Below are 18,699 nucleotides of genomic sequence, written 5' to 3'. Positions count from 1 at the left end.
CAGTTTCGCGACGGCACCCCCGAGGGTGACGTTGTGTGTCTTGGCCGGCGCCCGTATGGGCCGGTCCTTTTTCGAGATCAACCATGACGACCGAAGCAACCCTCACCCTCTCGGCAGATCAGCAAGCCGTCGCACGAAAGAAGATCACGGACCTTCACCACGCAGTCGGCACGATCTATTCCATCGTCAAAGAGGGCCGCCCGCTTGACGCCGGACTCGCGACGAATTGCGTCAAAGTCGCCGAGTTCAACCTGTCCGACCTCTGCAAGACGCTCGGCGTCGAGACGTTCAGTTCGAAGGAGCGCGAGCAGCGCTACGCCGATCTTCGCGCGGCCAATATGAAGGTCCACGAGCTTGAAGCACAACTAGGCGGCACCGTCACGCCGGAGGCGACTCAGCACACCCTCAAGAACATGGCTGACCATCTGAATCGTTGGTGGGACATCGAAGGCTTTGGCCACATTTCGGAAATCTCGTTCGGCCAGTACGTGTGCAAGGTGGATTTCTCGTGCAGCCTGTTCGGCGACTTCCGCATTCTCGACTCGGAGACGCCGGTTTCCGATAAGGGGCGAAAGGTGGACTGGCACGACAGCCTCCGTGATCGCGGATTCGCCCTGGCGAACGAGGACCGTGATTGGAGCCTCGTCGATAACGACGCGAACAGGCAGGTTCTGATTGACCTGTTCGGTGCGCGCCTGCCTTCGTCGAAGGTCCACAAGTTCGAGAACTACAGCCGCCGCAAGTCGCAAGACTTCTCGCTGCGCAGCGTCGAGGTCTACATCTACAAGATCGCTGAAATCCTCGCGCTGCCGGTTCCGAGCAAGGCGGAAGCATGAGCACCGTCAACATCCATCAGGTGAAACTGAAAACCCGCAAGGAGATGGAGCGGACGATTCCGCGCGAGCGCCTCGGTTGGTGGCACGACGTCTGCCCTGGTGGGCGCCTGACACTGCGCGACGCCACCGAGGCAGATCTGAATCGTTGCCACCTGCGCGAAGGCTCATCGCGCAACCCAGCCGATTACCTGTGCGAGCTGCCGAAAGACGGCTCTCTCGTTTTCAAAGCGGCAATCGCCCACATGGCGACCTACCAAGTTCCGGTGACAGCATGACCGAGAAAGTCATCCCAATCGATCAGCCCGACCTCGTGCGCCGCGTGACCGTGACTGGCTTTGTCAGCACCGATGGGCACTTCTATGGCGACGACGAACGCCTCGCGCGGTACGCGAGCTGCACCCATGTTCGTTGCGACTGCGGCACCCTTGTGCACAAGGGGTGGATGGCGTGCGACGCATGCCGTGAGAAGAAGGACATCGAGCGTTACGCAGCGCTTCCGAAGGTCGAGTGGAATGGCGACGGCTTCATCTACTCGGACGCCTGTGACCGCTACTTCCAGAGCTACGAAGAGGTCGTGGACTATCTGCGCGACGCCATCGCCGATGACCCTGAGTTCACGGTCGAGAGTCTGCGCCTGATGATCTGCGAGCCGAACATGGCGCGCGAGATCGACGGCAACGAGCACTTCTCCGACGACCTGCCCGAGGACGGCGAGATCCCGCCCGAGCTGGAGGCCGCTTTCGAGGCACTGAACGCAGTTATCCGCAAGCAGCCGCCACTGTCGTGGAGTCCGGGCAAGAACGCCGCAATCGTGACCATCGATCCCGCTGACCTCGCTGAGGTTGCGTGACCATGCTCATGCGAGCTTACCCGGCATTACTCGCAGTCGCGGCGACCGTGACTGCTGTAACGCACGACAGCTCACCGACCGTACTGCTCCGCCAAAGTGCGGGCGATCGCGCGGCCTTGCGTGAGCGCTTCCGCCTCGGTCGCGTAGACGACGTTGCTGTCGTGCCGCTCCTCCGTGACGTCGTTGCCCTCGTAGTGCCGGTGAACGATCGTAATCGTCCAGCCGCCGGATGTGACAGGAAGAGTCGTAACCACGAAGGTGTGGTCACCAGCCGAAAGAGCGGCAGCAGCCATCATCGCCTCCAAACAGTCCGATGAATCGAAGCGTTCCAATGCAAGCTTACCCGAAATTACTCGCCATCCCGGCGACCATGACTGCGGCGTGCCTCTCGGTCATGGCTGGCTGGCAGCGTGGCGGGCTCCTCGCCGAGCGCGTGCTGTGGATTGCCGTGGGCGTGGTGCTGGTCGTCGCTGCCCACCTGCTCCCTGCCCTCTGCCGTCCGCATGGTCGGATCGTGCGCGCCCTCGGCGCGGCCCTGTGGGTCGGCTGCATGGCGGCGACCTGCTACGGCCATGCCGTCTTTTTCCTGATGGCGCAGAAGCATGCGGGTGAGCTGCGCGCCGCCGCGGTGCCGGAAGTCATGGCAAAGGGACGCGGTCTGGCCGAGATCGCACGTGACCGTGCAGACGCAGTAACGCGACTGGCCCGCACCAATGCGCGTCGCTGCGTCGAACCATGCCCAAGCCTGACGGCCGAGCGCGCCGCTGCTGCTGCTCGCGTCGACGCATTGAACGTCGAGCAAGCCGAAGCGCGACGCGACGAGGCCGCGCAGGACCGCGCCGCCGCTGCCCGATCCGCCGCCATGACTGATCCGGTGACCGGCGCCCTGACCGCCTTTGGCGTGGCTGCGCCGCGCGCCGAACTCGTGACCGGTCTGGCCTTTGCCGCCGTGCTTGAGGCTGTCGCCTGCTTCGCCTGGCTGCTCGCGCTGCGCCCCTCGACCGTGACTGAAATCGCGGTAACGCCCGACCAGCAAGGCAGTCACGCCGAAGTAGTAACGGCAGTCACGCCGGAGAGTCACGCCGATGCGCCGGTAACGCCGCCAGTAAGCGCGATAGATGTGGCCGTCGCCGCGATCGATACCGCCCCGGTGCTGCGGCTGCCAGTAATCGAGCAGCACGACGACGTGACACGAGTCATGACCGCAGTAGCCGCCGGTGAGGTGCGTCCGACCGTGACCGAGATCCGCAAGTTTCTGGGCTGCTCGCAGTCACGCGCGGCGGCAGTCCGCAAGCAGCTTGAACCCCAACCGATTGAGTGAAACGAGCATGAGCACGACACGCAATAAAGAAGCCGCTGCCGAGAGGCGCGCAGTCGATCTGATCCTGACGAGTTTCGCTCGCGACGGAATCGCAATGATGACCGATGCCGAGAAGATCGACTATCTGTCGGCCGGGCTGCTCACCAGTTACCAACTGCTGCGCGGCCTGGTCGGTGACGAGTGGATGGAAGGATGGTTGGACTCGGCCCTAAACGACGTGAGAACCACGCGCGCATGGGCCGCAATTCGCAAACCGTCCTGATCCCCACCACGTAACGGAAGAGAGATATGAGCGAAGCCAAAACGATCCTCGACCCGTGCTGCGGCACCCGCATGTTCTGGTTCGATCCGCAAAACCCGGCCGTGATGTTCGGCGACGTGCGCGACGAGACGGTTTCCGTCACAGATCGATCGCATGGCAAGCAGGACGGCGAGCGCGTGCTGAGCGTAACGCCAGACCTGACGATGGATTTCCGTGCGATGGAGTTTGGCGACGGCTCGTTCAAGCTCGTCGTGTTTGATCCGCCGCACCTCGTGCGCGCCGGTCCGAAAAGCTGGCTTGCCGCCAAGTACGGAAAGCTATCGACCGATTGGCGCGACGATCTGCGCCGCGGCTTCGCAGAGTGCTTTCGCGTGCTCGAAGACGACGGCGTGCTGATCTTCAAATGGAACGAGACGCAGATCAAGGTTGGCGAAATCCTCGCGCTCACCGACCAGCAACCGCTGTTCGGCCACAAGTCAGGCAAGCGCGCCGACACGCACTGGATCTGCTTCATGAAACGCAGCCTGATCCCCAACACGTAACCAATAAATTTCGAGAGACACGATGAAGCGCGATTTGATTTCGCTGCAATTGGACCTCGGCTCCGAGCTGATCGTCGACAACTTCGCCGGCGGCGGTGGCGCGAGCACCGGGCTGGAGCGCGCGTTCGGGCGCCCGGTAGACGTCGCAATCAACCACGACGCGGAAGCACTCGCAATGCACGCGGCGAACCACCCGCACACCGCGCACTACTGCGAGAGCGTGTTCGACGTCGATCCGATCGCGATCACCGGAAACCAGCCCGTCGCACTGGTTTGGCTGTCGCCGGACTGCAAGCACTTCAGCAAGGCGAAGGGCGGCAAGCCCGTGTCGAAGAAGATCCGAGGCCTCGCCTGGATCGCGTTGCGCTGGGCCGCCAAGGTCAAGCCGCGCGTGATCATGCTGGAAAACGTCGAAGAGTTTCAGACGTGGGGCCCCCTGGCCGCTGATGGTAAGCCGTGCCCGAAGAATCGCGGGCGCACGTTCCGCTCGTTCGTGAACGCACTCAAGCGCCAAGGTTATACCGTCGAGCACCGCGAGCTGCGCGCGTGCGACTACGGCGCGCCGACGATCCGAAAACGCCTGTTCCTCGTCGCACGCCGCGACCATCTGCCTATCGTCTGGCCGACACCGACTCACGGCGATCCGAAAAGCACGGCCGTGCGCGCGGGCAAGTTGCTGCCGTGGCGCACCGCGGCAGATTGCATCGACTGGTCGCTGCCATGTCCGTCGATCTTCGAGCGCTCCAAGCCGCTGAAGGACGCGACCCTGCGCCGCGTGGCGAAGGGCATCATGAAGTTCGTGGTGGGCAGCGCGGATCCGTTCATCGTGTCGTATTACAGCGACAGCGAGCGCTTCCGAGGCGCGTCGCTAGATGCCCCGCTGGGCACGACAACGACCGCAAACAGATTCGCTGTCGTCGCGCCGACGCTGATGCATGTTACGCACCATGGCGCCGATCGCACGGCGTCGGTATCCGCGCCGCTCGCCACCGTTACCGGCGCACACCGCGGAGAGCAGGCGCTCGTGGCCGCGACGCTCGTGAAGAACAACTTCGGCGACACCCCTTGTCAAGACGCCGGCGCGCCGCTCCACACGATCACCACCCAGGGCAACAAGTTTGGTGTGGTGTCCGCGACGTTGATTCAGACGGGCTATGGCGAGCGCGATGGCCAAGAGCCCCGCGTGCCGGGCCTCGGCAAGCCGCTCGGCACGGCCGTCGCAGGCGGCGTGAAGCACGCGGTCGTCTCGGCGTTCCTCGCCAAGCACTATGGCGACGTCGTCGGCACGGGCGTCGATGTTCCGACCGGGACTATCACCACGACGGACCATCATTCCGTCGTCACCGCGCAGCTCGTCGGCTGCGGAGGTCGGGCCGGACAATCGCGGCCGCGCGACGCGAGCGAGCCGCTCGCCACGGTCACGAGCAAAGCTGATACGTCTGTCGTGACCTCACACCTCGTGAAGCTGCGAAACAACCAATTCGGCCAGGACGTGCGCGAGCCCATGCCGACGCTCACCGCCGGCGGCGGCCACGTTGGCGAAGTGCGCGCGCTCTTGCAGAAGTACCACGGGCCCGACGCGCTCGGTGTGGTGACGATCGGCGGCGAGCAATACGCAATCGTCGACATCGGCATGCGCATGCTCCAGCCGCACGAGCTGAAGCTCGCCCAGGGCTTCCCGACCAGCTATGTCATCAATCCGGTCGTCAACGGGAAGCCGCTCTCGAAATCGTCGCAGGTGCGGATGATCGGAAACAGCGTGTGTCCCGATGTGGCCACTGCGCTGATCCGCGCGAACTTCGCGCACGAGAAGCAAATGGCGCACGTGGCCGCGTAATTCCAGGCAAAAGCAGAGACGCGAATGTCATTAGTGCCGCATCTCTGGTGTGACCTTTTCGGCGAGGGTGGAGAAACGATGCTGAGCGGCGTTGAGCTCACCTAGCAAAAGCACGAGCAGTTCGAAATCGGACGAGTCTCCACGGGCCACCGCGTTCGAATGGTCTTCGAATTTCCCTCTTGCCGTCACGAAAGCATCGTATGCGGCTTGCAACGCGTCCGCGTCCATTGGGATTGCCTCCGAGTATTTGAGCGACAGCGTAGCACGAAGCCTATTCACATCCAAACCGCTGGCGATCTGCACTCGGCTCGCCACATATCGAATCAAGAAAACGATGGATACGAAACAACAGACAGCGCCAGCCGCCCAGCCCGAAGTAGTGTGGAGCGCCGACCTCGAGCTTTTCAATTTTGACTCGCTCGGCGAGCTGCTGGACAGCGACGACTTCGAGGTCGGGCAGACCGTCTTCTTTGGCGAGAAAGCGGCGGTCAATCCGACGCATTGGGTCGACGTCGACATCGTTCTCGATGCCTTGTGCGATCGGGCATTCGACCAAGTCGGGGAAGCGGCGAGCGACTACCCGGACGTCAGCCAGGAAGCACGCGACGAACTCGAAACGGTGCTCGGCGCTTGGGTCGCCAAGCACGCACAACCGACCTTCTATGCCGTCAAGAAAATAACCGAATACACCATCACCCAAGAGGACATCGGAGCATGAGCATCGAGACGAAGCAACTCACCGACGACGCGATGATGGCCGCGATCACGCGCGTATGCGAATTCGAACCGGCTGCCGCCGAGAAGTGGCGCCGCGAAGCACTCTTGATCGGCCGCGCCGTCGAAAGCGCTGTGCACGCCGTTATCGCCCCTTCCGATGCAGCGCAAGCGCCGATCGCCTGGGTGCGCTTCCGTAGCGATGGCGGCTTCGAAGGCCCGATCATGGATAGCGACTCGCGTATGTGCGACACGCGCCGCAGTTTCTGGACGCCACTCTATGCCGCTCCGGTAGCCGCTACTGCGGCAGAGCCGAAAGGGTTCGCGCTGGTCCCGCTGCGCCTCACCCGAGCAATGGACGAGGTTTTGAGCGATGAGGGTTGGCAGTGGGAGGATCTGCTGGCCGCCGCAGGCGCGATCACCGAAGAGCAATACAACGAGATCGCCGACGAACCCGCGCCGGTAGCGTGGCGTCACAGCCATACGCATTGCCTCTACGAGACACGCGACGCAGTGCCGCTCGCCGGTGGCGACGAATGGGCCGAACCGCTCTACGCTGCCCCCGTCGCGGCGCAAGCGCCCGCGCAGCAGGCGGTACCGCTGACGGACGATCCGCGCGACGCGGCACGCCTGAGTTTCATTATCGACAAGCAGGCCCTCATCGTTTGGAGAGCGGGCGCTGACGGCGCGAGGCGCTGCCAGCTCTATCAAATCTGCGAGTACGGGACCGGCTTCGTCCTCTCTGGCGAAGATCGCTGGTTCGAAACGCCGCGCGGCGCCATCGATGCCGCCCTGCAATCCCACTCCGAAGGAGAGACACGATGAGACTGCGGTGGAGGCAACACAAGCGAGAAACCGGTCTTCGGTCCGTTCTGGCAATTCCACGTGGTTCCGATTTGCACGATGGGGAAAAGGTGTACGCGAAAGTCTATTCGAGTGGACGCCAGGGAGATCTTTGGTATTGGGTCGCGGGATGGGGCTCCGGCGTACCGCACAACAATACCTGCGAAACGCCCACGTCGCTTGATGAGGCAAAGCGTCAAGCGCTCGAATACGTCAAAAATCATCTTTCCGAAGGAGAGACGCGATGAGCCTTACTAGCGAACAACGCAAAGCCATAATGCCTACCGCTGCGGAAGTCATCGAGCTGTTCGATCGGGCGGTCAATGAGCTTCCCGCATCGCTCGCGACCGAGGTATGGCAACTCACCCCGCTTCAAGCTGCGTGGGTTGTCGGAATGCTTCTCCAGAAACACGCCGACGCCGCCGCCGCCCCTGCTGCGGCAGCGCCGGAACTGGTAGTGAGCGCCGGCGACCTGGATTTCACGCCCGACGAGCAGCACTCGATCTGCGACATGGCAAACATCGGTAAGGCGCTGCTGGAGCGCATCTCTTCGATGTACCCAGACTACGTGTGGAACGAATCGCCTACCGAAATCGTGAGCGACCTGATCAACGAACGCGACGATGAGCGAGCCAACTATGACCGGATTCGCCACGGGCTTGCAAGGTGGGCCGCGCAGCGTTGGAGCGACGAGGTGCGCAACCGTCCTCTCATCAACGTGCACCGTCGTGCGCTCGATGACACGTGGCGCCAAGTCATCCGCTATTGCGGCGCTGACGACGTGGCGATGCTCGGGCCAACGCATGGCGATCTCGTAGCCGTCGCCTCTACGCCTATCGTCGCCCCCGCTGCGGCGCAAGAAAGGCCCGACAGCATGCCGCCCTTTTCTGAGGTGGTCGAGCACGCCCAGGATGACGCAAGACCACCCGCTTTAGGGGCAGCAGCCGTCGAGCGGCTACAGTCTACTCCTCTGGCAAACGTCGCCCGCGCTGCGTCAACGCCGAGCAATACCGGGGAGTTGATCCGCCAGATCAACGGCGGCGGCGCTGAGCCGATCGCCTCTCCACTATGGGCTGCATACGATGCTCTGCGCGCAATCATCCACGCGCTCGACGCTGGCCAGGACGCGGCGCTCATTCTTGATGAAAACAGCCCGCTCGTCGACGCGGCCCGTTCGGCACTAGCCGCCCGTGCTGCGGCAGCGAGTCCCCTGCATTTCGAGCTGCGCTTTCCCGCCACGCTGCGCAAGATGTGGTCAGGCCGCGAGGTGCAGTCGTGGCTCGACGAGTTGCCACCTCTCTATGAGGTGCCGACGCACGCCCAGGATGGCAACAATGGCAATACGTCCCCCATTGAAGGGGCGGCCCCCGCCGAGCTACTTCAGTCTACACCTACGGCAGCGCAGCCCGACGAGTGCGCGGACCAGGTCCGGCTCGACAGCTTGCCGCATTTCTCCGAGGCTACGGTACAAACCACGGATGACGCAATCCCCTCGGCGGACGCGGCGGCAACTGTCGAGCGCTTACAGTCTACGCCTCTGACGGCGCAGCTCGACGAGCGCACAGCGATTCCCGTTGAAGTTATCGAGGCGCTGTCCCATGCGGTCGGTGCATGGCGCGGGGCAGCTTGCGGAACACGCGACGACGAGGAAGGCGAAGGCCGTTCTGTGGATTACTGCCGCCGCGCAAAGGTAATCGAGGATTGGCTATACGCGCGCGCATCAGCATCGCAAGCCTCGATCGCGCAGTTATCCACACAAACGGTGGATAAGCCTATGCAAAGTGACGCGGAGCGCGACGTGCTCGCCGAGCGCGCGCGGCAGGTCAGCGAGGAAGGCTGGACGCCTACGCACGACGATCAGAACGACCTCGGGCAATTGGCATCTGCCGCCGCCTGTTATGCGCTCACGCATCGTTGGACGCGAATCGACGCGCCGCCGCCTCATTGGCCCGGCGACTGGGCGCGTGCATGGTGGAAGCCGACCACGGCGCGCCGCGACCTCGTCAAGGCCGGCGCGCTGATCATCGCAGAAGTCGAGCGCATCGATCGCGCCGAGACGGACGAATCGCGCGCCACCGTGCAGGATGGTCCGCGATGATCCAAGACATGAATGTTGTGCGCGCAATCGTGTGCAGCAACCGCCAAGGGACAAAGCGCGGGGAATCCGAGCAGCTAGTGCAGTGCGAAGCGATGCGCCATGTGCTTGCAAAGCTGGATACCGGAATCAAGGGTCTCTTCAACCGTTCCGTATTCGCCCTGTATGTCTGCAACCTCCATGGTGTTCGGGGAAGCCGCGTGGTCAGTATGGACAATGCGCGCAATCCAGCGCCCCAGGCCACTCGACACAGCGGTCACCTTGTATTCCTGAGTGCCTATGTAAATGGTTCGCTCATTCATGACGTGGCTCCTTTTGCCCTGCATGGAGAACTTACGGATAGATGCAGTTCAGCGCGCAAATTCCGATCCGTGGCCGCAAGCAAACGATGTGCCCGAACAAGTAACCGCACTCCAATAGACGGGAACCAGCAAGGAGAAACACATTGACAGCAAAACTCATCCCCGTGTCGGCGTGGGCAAGCAGCATTTTTGGCGAACACTGCCCTTGCCGTAAGACGCTCTACACGTGGATCACCGAAGGCAACATTGCCCCTCTCCCGCAAAAAATCGGGAGGTCGTATTTCTGCCAACCCGACGCTCGCTATGTCTCTACAAAGCGCCCGCAGCGGCGACGTGAAAGTGCCATCAAGAGGATGATCGATGGCCGCTAGAAGAAGGCAGGCCAAGCGCAGAGACTGGCCTCTTCATCTCCATGTGAACGGGGCCGGTTACTACTATTTCCGGCACCCGGACACGGGCAAGAGCTTCGGCATTGGCTATGACCTCGCTGAGGCCAAGCGTCAGGTGAAAACGGTCAATGCCGAACTCGAGCGGCGCAAGGGGCACGCCGATCTTTTGCAGCGCATTGACGGTGGTGCAGTAACCCTTGCTGCATGGTGTGACACCTATCTCGAAAAGCGACTCGATGGCAACAAGCACACGGTCGCCGGCATGAAGTCACACATCAAGGCAATCAAAGAAGATGTGTGCGCCGCGCAGGAGATCGGCGCAATCACGCCACGAGAGATCGCGCGCCTGATCAAGTCCGCGACAGAGAAGAGAGGTGCGTCCATGGCTGGCCTGATACGCGGCCGGCTGCACGACATTTTCCGCGAAGCCATTGAGGATGGCCTGGTCGAGGTCGGAAGGAATCCGGTCGACGCCGTACCGAAGCCAAAGCGCGAGGTGACGCGCCAGCGGCTGACGCTCGACGACTTCATGGCGATTCGGGCGAAGGTCGCAGAGTCGAGCTCCCATTGTTGGCTCGTGAACGCGATGGATCTCGCGCTGCTCACCGGACAGCGCCGCGAAGATATTGCCAGCATGAAATTCGACCAGGGTCGCGACGGGTTCCTGTGGGTGGAGCAATCGAAGACGGGCGCGAAGATCATGATCCCGCTCGCGCTGCGGCTTGATGCGCTTGGCAGCAACATCGAAGAAGTCCTGAGGCGCTGTCGTGATGCGGCAATTAGCCGCAACGTCATCCACTACTTGCGCGGAAGTGGTCGCGCGCAACCCGGCGCCGCCGTGACAGGCAATCGCATGTCAACGGTGTTTTCTGAATTTAGGGACGAAGCAAAGATCGTCGTGGCAGATGGCAACACACCGCCGTCGTTTCACGAAATTCGCTCGCTGTCGGCGCGCCTTCACGCAGACGAGCACGGCGCCGAATTTGCCCAGGCGCTGCTGGGCCATAAGTCAGAAGCGATGACTGCCCTCTACCGCGACTCGCGCGGGCGGGAATGGGCGGAAGTCAGACTGAAGGCTGGGTAAAGAATTCTAGATTTATTCTAGACGGATATTCGACTGACTCAATAAAATCAATCACTTATGCGTTTTATGGTGTTTCGGTTAGAAACAATCTACACCTTGAATCTGCGTGAATCTCGCCAGAAAAGCCCTGTAAACACGAAGCTTTACGCGATCAATACACTTGTAACAGCTTGCTCGTTGCGCAAATCCGGATTGCCCGCGCCGCCACGCGCTCGCGCGCGCATGCATACCACTTGCATCCGGAGCCCCATCGGCGACCCCTCGCTCGCCGACCCGCGCCTATCGTTGTGCCCGCAACAAATGACATGGCGATGAAACGTTTATGCAGCCGGCATTGAAGCTGGCAAATCACTTCTTTTTATCGTTATCTCCCCCTCGTCCCTCCACTCGCATGCCGCTTTTCCGCCCGATTGGCGCGCGCGTATTGCGCCATGCAGCGAAAGCGCAAAAACGAATCCGTCTATAGTAAGAAGGCACTGACCACCACGGAGACTCGTGTATGCAAACGTCTGCACCGCGCATCGCCACTGCGTTGCTCGCCACCCTGACCCTCGCGCTGCTGACCCCGTGGGGCACCGCACAGGCCCAACTCGGCAACCTGCTCAACCAGGGCGGCGGCAACAGCGGTTCGGCACAGGGCGCGCTCGGCAATCTGGGCGGGCTTGGCAGTTCGCTTTCGGCGCCGTCGCTCACGTCGAACAGTCTCGGCAATGTCACGGGCCTGCTTCAGTACTGCATCAAGAACAATTACCTGAATGCCGACGCTGCAAGCAACGTGAAAGACTCGCTGCTCGGCAAGCTGCCCGGCGGCGCCAGTTCGACCGATAGCGGCTACACCCAGGGCACGAGCGGCATTCTCACCGCGGGCAACGGCCAGCAGCTCGACCTCTCGGGCGGCGGCCTCAAGGAGGCGGCCACCAAGCAGGTGTGTGACAAGATCCTGAGCCAGGCGAAGTCGATGCTGTAACCCCGCCGTTTTCGAAACGCGGATGTGCGTACGCGCACATCCGCCGCAATTTTTGTGCCGCGACGCTTGAACGTGAACGCACACTGGGTGTCGAATAGAGTCAAGCGGTCTTCAGCGGCATTGCTGCTCCTAGCCATGACCAAGCGCCAAATATCCGTGGTTTTCACGTTTCCGGCCACCTCGCTGTGGGCCGCCATCGCCGCACTCGCCGCCCTGCTGGTCCCGCTGCTCGCGCACGCGCAAAGCAGCACCCGCGACGAACAGTTCGACTGCAAATCCAACCCTCACACCTTCATTTCGTCACTCATCGACGAAAAGTCAATCGACCCCCAGCCCAGCCGCGTCGAGGCCAATTCGGTCAACGCGTTTCGTCCCGTGCACGGCAACCGCTTGAGCGCGTTCGGATTTCCCATTTACGTGGTACTGGGTTACGAGCGCGACGACACGCTCTTCAGGCGCGGTGCAGGCAAGGAGATCGCCTCGCCGCTTTATGGCGTGGTGGTGTCCGCTCCGGCGGAAACGGTGCGCTCGCGCGTGCGCGAGGCCAATAGCGACGCGACGGTGCAGTCCGTCGTGCCTTTGCTGCTCACGGCGATCGTGTGCGGCGGATGACGGGGCGGACTCGCCGCCCTTCTTCATGGCCACCGCGTGACGCCGCCGCGGCATCGACGTGAATTCAACCGCCGAAAAACGCCCACGCGCCCATCGCGACGCCCACGACGCCCACGCCCACCGAAATATTCAGGAGCCAGCGGCGCCGCGTCAGCAGCGTAATCGCCGTGAGCGCGATGGAGATCTGAATGAGCGTGGTGGACTGCGCCCAGCGATGATGGCCGTGCAACAGTTGCTCGCTTAGCGTGTCGTCCTGCTCGACGGTTTTTTCGAGCGCCTCCGCCTTCGCGCGGATCGGCTCCTTCTGCTGGCGATAGCGATCCGCGTCGCTTGCGAAACGGCGCTGCGCGTCGGCGGAGTTCGGCGCGAGCGCGGACAGTTGCGCGCCCAGTTCCGCGAGATTCTGCTTCTCGCCCTTGGCCTGATAGTAGGCCCATTGATTCGCGGCTTCGGTTTTATGAATCGCCGCTTCGTTCTTGTAATAGAGCGCCAGGTTCTCGCTATTGCCGCTCTGATACGCAAAAATCGCCCCGATCGACGCGAGAATCGCCGTCATCACGGCCATGCGGCCGGGGAACGGATCGCTCTCACCGTGCCCGCCATGGCCCACCGCGGCGTGTTCGACCGCGTGGTCGTGCGGCCCATGCACTTCGTACTCTTCAGACATCCAAAGACTCTCCGGTTTCACTGATTCGCCGCCATGCCACGCTTCGCTCTTGCGACGAAGTCCGCGACGCGCGCCGCCTGGCCCCGTGCGGCGCGTCTCAAATGGGACGCTCAATTATCGTGAGCGCGGCGCGCTTGTCCAGTATCCGAAATGCATCCGATGTAACGGAAAGTCGAAATGGCTTTCGTGAAAGCGATTCGTAGGTTTAATCGACTATCCATTGAAGTCAGACGGATCGGGATGTTGCAGCGCATCCCCTCTCGTCCGCCGTTTGCAAACGTGGTTTCGCGCATCGAGAGCGACCCGCTGCGTTGCAACGCCACATGGCCCTTTAGGCCAACGCCGTTACAGATTCCGCCTGGAGACCATCATGGGGCCGGATACGGGCGCACACGCCGCGACCGCCAAACAACCGTCGACGCATGGAAAGCGCAACGACCCGAACGAGACCGGCCGCCTGATCGACGCGATTTACGACGCCGGTTTCGACGCACGGCGCTGGCCCGGCGTATGCGAGCGCATCGCCGGGCACATTGGCGCGCAACACGTGAATCTCACCGTGCTGCCTCACGAGAGCGCATTCACGCTGGAGCGCTGGCAGGGCATCGACGCCTCGTTCGCCCGCTCGTATGCGCAGCACTACGGCGCCGACGATCCGCTCGTGCCGCAGGCGCGCCGCTGGCCCGCGGGCACGCTCGTGACCGACACGATGATCCGCCCGCAGGACAGCCACGCGCGCAGCGCCTTCGTGCAGGAATGGGTGCGCCCGCAGCGCATCTATACGGTGGCCTTCGCCAACGTGCTGCGCGAAGGCGGCATGGCGGGCGTGCTCGGCGCGCTGCGCCACGAGGCGCGTCTTTATGGCGAAGACGAACTCGAAGCGCTGCGCGTCCTGCTGCCGCATGTGCGCAACGCGTTGCGCGTGCAACAGCACACCGCCCCGCACGACGACGGCGCACACGCGAGCGCCGACGCGCTCGATGCCCTCGCCCACGGCATGCTGATCGTGGACGCCAATGCGCGCATCGTCGTCGCGAACCGCGCCGCCACGGCGCAGCTCGCGCGCGCGACCGGGCTGCGCAGCGAACACGGCATGCTCGCTGCGACGACGGCCGCGGCCACGCACCAGTTGCTCGGCCTGATCGCACGCGCGGCCGGCAACGACGTGCGCGAGCGCGCCGGCGGCGCGCTGCTCATCAGCCGGCCGCCACCCGACGAGCCGCTCCAGGTGCTGATCTCGCCGCTCGGCGCGCATCGGCACGCCGACCTCGCACCCGGTGCGCGCGCGGGCACGGCCATGCTCATCGTGATCGATCCGCAGGCGGCGCGGCGCGGCGTGGAGACGCGGCTCGTCGCGCTGTTCGGGCTCACGCCCGCGCAAGCGCGCGTGGCCTGCGAAGTCGGCAAGGGACTCAGCCCGAAGGACGTGGCCGAGACGCTACAGGTGCTGCCTTCGACCGTGCGCACGCATCTGCACCATGTGTTCGCGAAAACAGCCACGCGCCGCCAGGCCGAGTTGATGCGTTTGATCGCGCAGCTCGCGATTGCGCGCGGCGATTGAGGCGCTGATTCCGCTGAAAAGAAAACGGCCCGCGCGACCCGCGTTCCATGAACGCCGATTGCGCGGGCCGCTGTGCGGCTCACGTCAAACGATCAACCGCCCAGATACGCGCGCTTGATGTTGTCGTTGGCCAGCAGGTTGTCGGCGCTGTCCGCCAGCACCACGCGCCCCGTTTCGAGCACATAGCCGCGATCGGCCACGTGCAGCGCCTTGTTCGCGTTCTGCTCGACGAGGAACACCGTCACGCCTTCCTCGCGAATCGTGCGGATGATGTCGAAAATCTGCGCGATCACGAGGGGCGCGAGGCCGAGCGTGGGCTCGTCGAGCAGCAGCAGGCGCGGCTTGCTCATGAGCGCGCGGCCGATGGCGAGCATCTGCTGCTCGCCGCCCGACATCGTGCCCGCACGCTGCTTCGCACGCTGGTTCAAACGCGGAAACAGCTTGAACACGTGCTCGATGCCCGCATCGATTTCGTGCTGCGAGGCGAAGAAGCCGCCCATTTGCAGGTTTTCGAGCACCGTGAGGCTCGGAAACACGCGGCGCCCTTCCGGCGAGATCGCCATGCCCAGACGCATGATTTCGTGCGTGGGCATGCGCGTGATGTCCAGACCTTCGAACGTCACGCGCCCCGACGACGCGCGCGGCGTGCCGCACACGGTCATCATGAGCGTGGTCTTGCCGGCGCCGTTGCTGCCGATGAGCGTAACGATCTCGCCCTTGTTCACTTCGATCGACACGCCCGACAGCGCTTCCACCGCGCCGTAATGGGTATGGACCTTTTCCAGCTTCAGCATCAGTCCTCTCCGAGATACGCCTTGATCACGCGCGGGTCGTTGCGCACTTCATCGGGCTTGCCGATCATGATCGGCTTGCCGTGCTCCATCACCAGAATGCGGTCCGACACGCCCATCACGAGGCTCATGTCGTGTTCGATCAGGAGTACGGAGATTCCGAACTCGTTGCGCAAACCATCCACCATCTGCTGCAACTCGACCTTCTCCTGCGGATTCAAACCGGCGGCCGGTTCGTCGAGCATCAGAAGGCGCGGATCGGTAATCATGCAGCGCGCGATTTCGAGCCGACGCTGATGGCCGTACGAAAGCGTGCCCGCCTCGCGGTTCGCCACCGGCTTCAGGCCCACGCGTTCGAGCCAGTACGCGGCGCGTTCGAGCGCGGCGCGCTCGGCGCGGCGGTACGCGGGCGTCGCGAAGAGACCGCTCAGCATGTTGCGGTTCACCTTCAGGTGCTGCGCGACCATCAGGTTTTCCAGCACCGTCAACTGCTTGAACAAGCGAATGTTCTGGAACGTGCGCACGAGGCCGCGGCGCGCGACCTGATGGCTCGGCTGGCCGGTAATGGCGTGGCCTTCCAGCACGATGTCGCCCGCGGTCGGCTTGTAGAACCCGCCCACGCAGTTGAACACCGTGGTCTTGCCCGCGCCGTTCGGCCCGATGATCGCGAACACCTCGTTCGGACGCACGTCGAAGTCGATGCCGTCCACGGCCAGCAAACCGCCGAAGCGCATTTGCAGGCCCGCTACTTTCAACAACGCTTGTGCGCTCATTGCGGCAACTCCACGTGCGGACGGCTTGCGGGCAAGAGGCCCTGAGGACGCCACATCATCATCAGCACCATCACCAGACCGAAGATCAGCATGCGGTATTCGGCAAAGCCGCGCGCCACTTCGGGCAGCACGGTGAGCAGGATTGCGGCGAGCACGACACCCAGTTGCGAGCCCATGCCGCCCAGCACCACCACGGCGAGAATCAGCGCCGATTCGATGAAGGTGAACGACTCGGGCGTGACGAGCCCCTGGCGCGCCGCGAAGAACGCACCGGCCAGACCCGCGAACGACGCGCCCAGCGTGAACGCCGAGAGCTTGACGCGCGTGGGGTTCAGGCCCAGCGAGCGGCATGCGATCTCGTCTTCGCGCAGCGCTTCCCATGCGCGGCCCATCGGCATGCGCAGCAGGCGGCTCGTCACGAACAGCGTGAACGCCACCAGCACGAGCGCGAGCAGGTACAGGAAGATCACCATGTGCTCGCCGCTGTACTCGATGCCGATCAGTTCGTTGAACGTCTTCGCGCCTTCCACGCTCGCGTGGCGGGCCATTTCGAAGCCGAACACGGTGGGCTTGGGAATGCTGGAAATGCCGTCCGGGCCGCCCGTGATGCTCGTGAGGTTATTGAGCAGCAGGCGAATGATTTCACCGAAGCCGAGCGTGACGATGGCGAGATAATCGCCGCGCAGGCGCAGCACCGGGAAGCCCAGCAGGAAGCCGAACGTGGCCGCGGCAATCGCCGCGAGCGGCAGGCATTCCCAGAACGTGAAGCCGAAGTACTGGTTGAGCAGCGCATACGTATAGCCGCCCACCGCGTAAAAGCCCACGTAGCCGAGATCGAGCAGGCCCGCGAAGCCCACCACGATATTCAGGCCAAGACCCAGAATCACGTAGATGAGCGCGAGCGTGGCCACGTCCACCGCGCCGCGCGAACCGAGGAACGGGAACACCGCGCCGAACGCGAGCAGCACCCAGATCGCCACGCGCTGCTGGCGCGCGCCGAGCGCGGGCGCTTTGGGCAGGCGAACGCCGCTCGTTGCGCGCACAAACATCGGCTTGACGAGCTGGAACACGAACACCACGGCGGCCGCGATCCACACGGGGCGCCAGTGTTGCTGTAGCACGACCTGGTAGCCGTCGAGCGTAAGTTGCAGGCCGAGAATGGGCGCCGTGAGAATGATGGTCGCGACGGCGGCGGCGAACGCGCCCTTCACCGTTTGCGACGACGTCGGACCCTGTGCGCTATTGCTGGCCGCGCGAACCGAAACAGTTTGGCTCATATCGACCTCACACCTTTTCGACGTCCGGCTTGCCGAGCAGGCCGGTGGGACGGAACAGCAGCACGAGCACGAGCAAGCCGAAGGCGACAACGTCCTTGTACTCCGCCGGCATGTAGCCCGAGGCGAGCGTTTCAGCGAGGCCCAGCAGCACGCCGCCGAGCATCGCGCCCGGAATGCTGCCAATGCCGCCCAGCACGGCGGCCGTGAACGCCTTGATGCCCGCGATGAAGCCGATATACGGATTGAGCTTGCCGATGGTCAGGCCGATCAGCACGCCGCCCACGGCCGCGAGCATCGCGCCGAGCACGAACGTGAAGGAGATCACGCGGTTCGTGTCGATGCCGAGCAGGTTGGCCATCTTCATGTCTTCCGCGCAGGCGCGGCACGCGCGACCCATGCGCGAGCGCGAGATGAACAGCGTGAGCGCGATCATGAGCACGAGCGTCACGCCGACGATCAGCATGCGCGCGTACGGAATCGTCACTTCGAAGTTGCCGCCCATGTTGAAGTCGAGCGCGCCGGAAATGAGCTGCGGCACCGAAACGTCGCGCGCGCCCTGCCCGATCTGCACGTAGTTTTGCAGAAAGATGGACATGCCGATCGCGGAGATGAGCGGCACGAGGCGCGGCCCGCCGCGCAGCGGCCGATACGCCACGCGCTCGACCGCGAAACCGTAGAGCCCGGTGACGAGCACCGAGACGATGAGCGCCGCGCCCAGCACGAGCGGCAGCGGATAACCCGCCGAGGTGCCGATGGCCGTAAGCGTGACGAGGCCCACATAGGCGCCGATCATGTAGATCTCGCCGTGAGCGAAGTTGATCATGCCGATGATGCCGTAGACCATCGTGTAGCCGATGGCGATCAGCGCATAGATCGCACCCAGCGTGAGCCCGTTGACGAGCTGCTGGGTGAACTGAGGAAGAAAATCATTCATGCGTAAGCCCCGCGGCCGTGAAGCCGATGAGAGACCTTTGGA

Annotated in this window: 23 protein-coding genes; 15 read left to right on the top strand and 8 right to left on the bottom strand. The window is 63.4% G+C overall.

Annotated elements, in window-relative coordinates; genetic code table 11:
• Positions 1-83 precede the first annotated feature (83 nt).
• From C7402_RS05315 to C7402_RS05305, 3 genes are read left to right on the top strand one after another with little or no spacing between them, the layout of a single operon-like run.
• Positions 84-836: a hypothetical protein gene (locus C7402_RS05315; RefSeq protein ID WP_116609853.1), complete on the top strand. Its 753-nt coding sequence runs from the start codon at positions 84-86 to the stop codon at positions 834-836.
• Positions 833-1,111 (top strand): hypothetical protein, encoded by a 279-nt coding sequence (locus C7402_RS05310; RefSeq protein WP_116609852.1) that lies wholly within the window; start codon positions 833-835, stop codon positions 1,109-1,111. The genes C7402_RS05315 and C7402_RS05310 overlap by 4 nt, the downstream gene beginning before the upstream one ends.
• Positions 1,108-1,686 (top strand): hypothetical protein, encoded by a 579-nt coding sequence (locus C7402_RS05305; RefSeq protein ID WP_116609851.1) that lies wholly within the window; start codon positions 1,108-1,110, stop codon positions 1,684-1,686. The genes C7402_RS05310 and C7402_RS05305 overlap by 4 nt, the downstream gene beginning before the upstream one ends.
• Positions 1,687-1,757: 71 nt before the next feature.
• Here the strand turns inward: C7402_RS05305 and C7402_RS05300 are convergent, their stop codons facing one another.
• A complete protein-coding gene (locus C7402_RS05300) occupies positions 1,758-2,018 on the bottom strand; it encodes a hypothetical protein (RefSeq protein WP_116609850.1) in 261 nt (86 codons plus the stop codon).
• Here C7402_RS05300 and C7402_RS05295 point away from each other — a divergent pair.
• From C7402_RS05295 to C7402_RS05280, 4 genes are read left to right on the top strand one after another with little or no spacing between them, the layout of a single operon-like run.
• The gene (locus C7402_RS05295) at positions 2,018-3,007 is read left to right on the top strand and encodes a hypothetical protein (protein WP_244314747.1); all 990 of its coding nucleotides are present in this window, start codon (positions 2,018-2,020) and stop codon (positions 3,005-3,007) included. The two genes, C7402_RS05300 and C7402_RS05295, sit on opposite strands and share 1 nt — an antisense overlap.
• Before the next feature lie 7 nt (positions 3,008-3,014).
• Positions 3,015-3,269, top strand: coding sequence for a hypothetical protein (locus C7402_RS05290; protein WP_116609849.1), 255 nt, complete (start codon positions 3,015-3,017; stop codon positions 3,267-3,269).
• Positions 3,270-3,295: 26 nt separating this feature from the next.
• Positions 3,296-3,811 (top strand): class I SAM-dependent methyltransferase, encoded by a 516-nt coding sequence (locus tag C7402_RS05285; RefSeq protein ID WP_116609848.1) that lies wholly within the window; start codon positions 3,296-3,298, stop codon positions 3,809-3,811.
• A gap of 22 nt (positions 3,812-3,833) precedes the next feature.
• The gene (locus C7402_RS05280) at positions 3,834-5,648 is read left to right on the top strand and encodes a DNA cytosine methyltransferase (RefSeq protein WP_116609847.1); all 1,815 of its coding nucleotides are present in this window, start codon (positions 3,834-3,836) and stop codon (positions 5,646-5,648) included.
• A 30-nt stretch (positions 5,649-5,678) separates the two neighbouring features.
• Here the strand turns inward: C7402_RS05280 and C7402_RS05275 are convergent, their stop codons facing one another.
• Positions 5,679-5,951, bottom strand: a complete 273-nt coding sequence (locus C7402_RS05275; protein ID WP_116609846.1) for a hypothetical protein — start codon at positions 5,949-5,951, stop codon at positions 5,679-5,681.
• Between the two features lie 31 nt (positions 5,952-5,982).
• On the opposite strand from C7402_RS05275, the gene C7402_RS05270 reads away from it, so the two are divergent.
• From C7402_RS05270 to C7402_RS05260, 3 genes are all read left to right on the top strand, one after another.
• Positions 5,983-6,366, top strand: coding sequence for a hypothetical protein (locus C7402_RS05270; protein WP_116609845.1), 384 nt, complete (start codon positions 5,983-5,985; stop codon positions 6,364-6,366).
• Entirely contained in the window at positions 6,363-7,187 is an 825-nt protein-coding gene (locus C7402_RS05265; RefSeq protein WP_116609844.1) for a hypothetical protein, read from the top strand. Before C7402_RS05270 ends, C7402_RS05265 begins: the two co-directional genes overlap by 4 nt.
• 262 nt (positions 7,188-7,449) lie before the next feature.
• Positions 7,450-9,303: a hypothetical protein gene (locus C7402_RS05260; protein WP_116609843.1), complete on the top strand. Its 1,854-nt coding sequence runs from the start codon at positions 7,450-7,452 to the stop codon at positions 9,301-9,303.
• A 74-nt stretch (positions 9,304-9,377) separates the two neighbouring features.
• On the opposite strand, the gene C7402_RS05255 is transcribed toward C7402_RS05260, so the two are convergent.
• The gene (locus C7402_RS05255) at positions 9,378-9,602 is read right to left on the bottom strand and encodes a hypothetical protein (RefSeq protein WP_116609842.1); all 225 of its coding nucleotides are present in this window, start codon (positions 9,600-9,602) and stop codon (positions 9,378-9,380) included.
• Positions 9,603-9,766: 164 nt separating this feature from the next.
• Here C7402_RS05255 and C7402_RS48260 point away from each other — a divergent pair, with 164 nt between their 5' ends.
• From C7402_RS48260 to C7402_RS05235, 4 genes are all read left to right on the top strand, one after another.
• A complete protein-coding gene (locus tag C7402_RS48260) occupies positions 9,767-9,973 on the top strand; it encodes an excisionase (protein ID WP_425273766.1) in 207 nt (68 codons plus the stop codon).
• Positions 9,963-11,075, top strand: coding sequence for a tyrosine-type recombinase/integrase (locus C7402_RS05245; protein WP_116609841.1), 1,113 nt, complete (start codon positions 9,963-9,965; stop codon positions 11,073-11,075). Before C7402_RS48260 ends, C7402_RS05245 begins: the two co-directional genes overlap by 11 nt.
• 499 nt (positions 11,076-11,574) lie before the next feature.
• Entirely contained in the window at positions 11,575-12,042 is a 468-nt protein-coding gene (locus tag C7402_RS05240; protein WP_112169488.1) for a DUF2501 domain-containing protein, read from the top strand.
• A 135-nt stretch (positions 12,043-12,177) separates the two neighbouring features.
• Positions 12,178-12,654 carry a hypothetical protein gene (locus tag C7402_RS05235; protein ID WP_112169490.1) on the top strand — a complete coding sequence of 159 codons (477 nt, stop codon included), beginning with the start codon at positions 12,178-12,180 and terminating at the stop codon, positions 12,652-12,654.
• Between the two features lie 64 nt (positions 12,655-12,718).
• Here C7402_RS05235 and C7402_RS05230 read toward each other — a convergent pair whose 3' ends face one another.
• Positions 12,719-13,321 (bottom strand): DUF4337 domain-containing protein, encoded by a 603-nt coding sequence (locus tag C7402_RS05230; RefSeq protein ID WP_116609840.1) that lies wholly within the window; start codon positions 13,319-13,321, stop codon positions 12,719-12,721.
• A 370-nt stretch (positions 13,322-13,691) separates the two neighbouring features.
• On the opposite strand from C7402_RS05230, the gene C7402_RS05225 reads away from it, so the two are divergent.
• Positions 13,692-14,882 carry a helix-turn-helix transcriptional regulator gene (locus C7402_RS05225; protein WP_116609839.1) on the top strand — a complete coding sequence of 397 codons (1,191 nt, stop codon included), beginning with the start codon at positions 13,692-13,694 and terminating at the stop codon, positions 14,880-14,882.
• A 92-nt stretch (positions 14,883-14,974) separates the two neighbouring features.
• Here the strand turns inward: C7402_RS05225 and C7402_RS05220 are convergent, their stop codons facing one another.
• Genes C7402_RS05220 through livH form a run of 4 tightly spaced genes read right to left on the bottom strand, consistent with a single transcriptional unit; the run spans position 14,975 to position 18,657 of the window.
• On the bottom strand, positions 14,975-15,676 hold the full coding sequence (locus C7402_RS05220; RefSeq protein ID WP_116609838.1) for an ABC transporter ATP-binding protein: 702 nt from the start codon (positions 15,674-15,676) through the stop codon (positions 14,975-14,977).
• Positions 15,676-16,446, bottom strand: coding sequence for a high-affinity branched-chain amino acid ABC transporter ATP-binding protein LivG (gene livG, locus C7402_RS05215; protein ID WP_028203113.1), 771 nt, complete (start codon positions 16,444-16,446; stop codon positions 15,676-15,678). The genes C7402_RS05220 and livG overlap by 1 nt, the downstream gene beginning before the upstream one ends.
• Positions 16,443-17,723 (bottom strand): high-affinity branched-chain amino acid ABC transporter permease LivM, encoded by a 1,281-nt coding sequence (locus C7402_RS05210; RefSeq protein WP_116609837.1) that lies wholly within the window; start codon positions 17,721-17,723, stop codon positions 16,443-16,445. Before C7402_RS05210 ends, livG begins: the two co-directional genes overlap by 4 nt.
• A gap of 7 nt (positions 17,724-17,730) precedes the next feature.
• Positions 17,731-18,657: a high-affinity branched-chain amino acid ABC transporter permease LivH gene (gene livH / locus C7402_RS05205; protein ID WP_112169500.1), complete on the bottom strand. Its 927-nt coding sequence runs from the start codon at positions 18,655-18,657 to the stop codon at positions 17,731-17,733.
• Positions 18,658-18,699: the final 42 nt, after the last annotated feature.

The organism is Paraburkholderia unamae, from assembly GCF_003096875.1.
Taxonomy (GTDB): domain Bacteria; phylum Pseudomonadota; class Gammaproteobacteria; order Burkholderiales; family Burkholderiaceae; genus Paraburkholderia; species Paraburkholderia unamae.
This window is presented reverse-complemented; position numbering and strand designations above follow the sequence as displayed.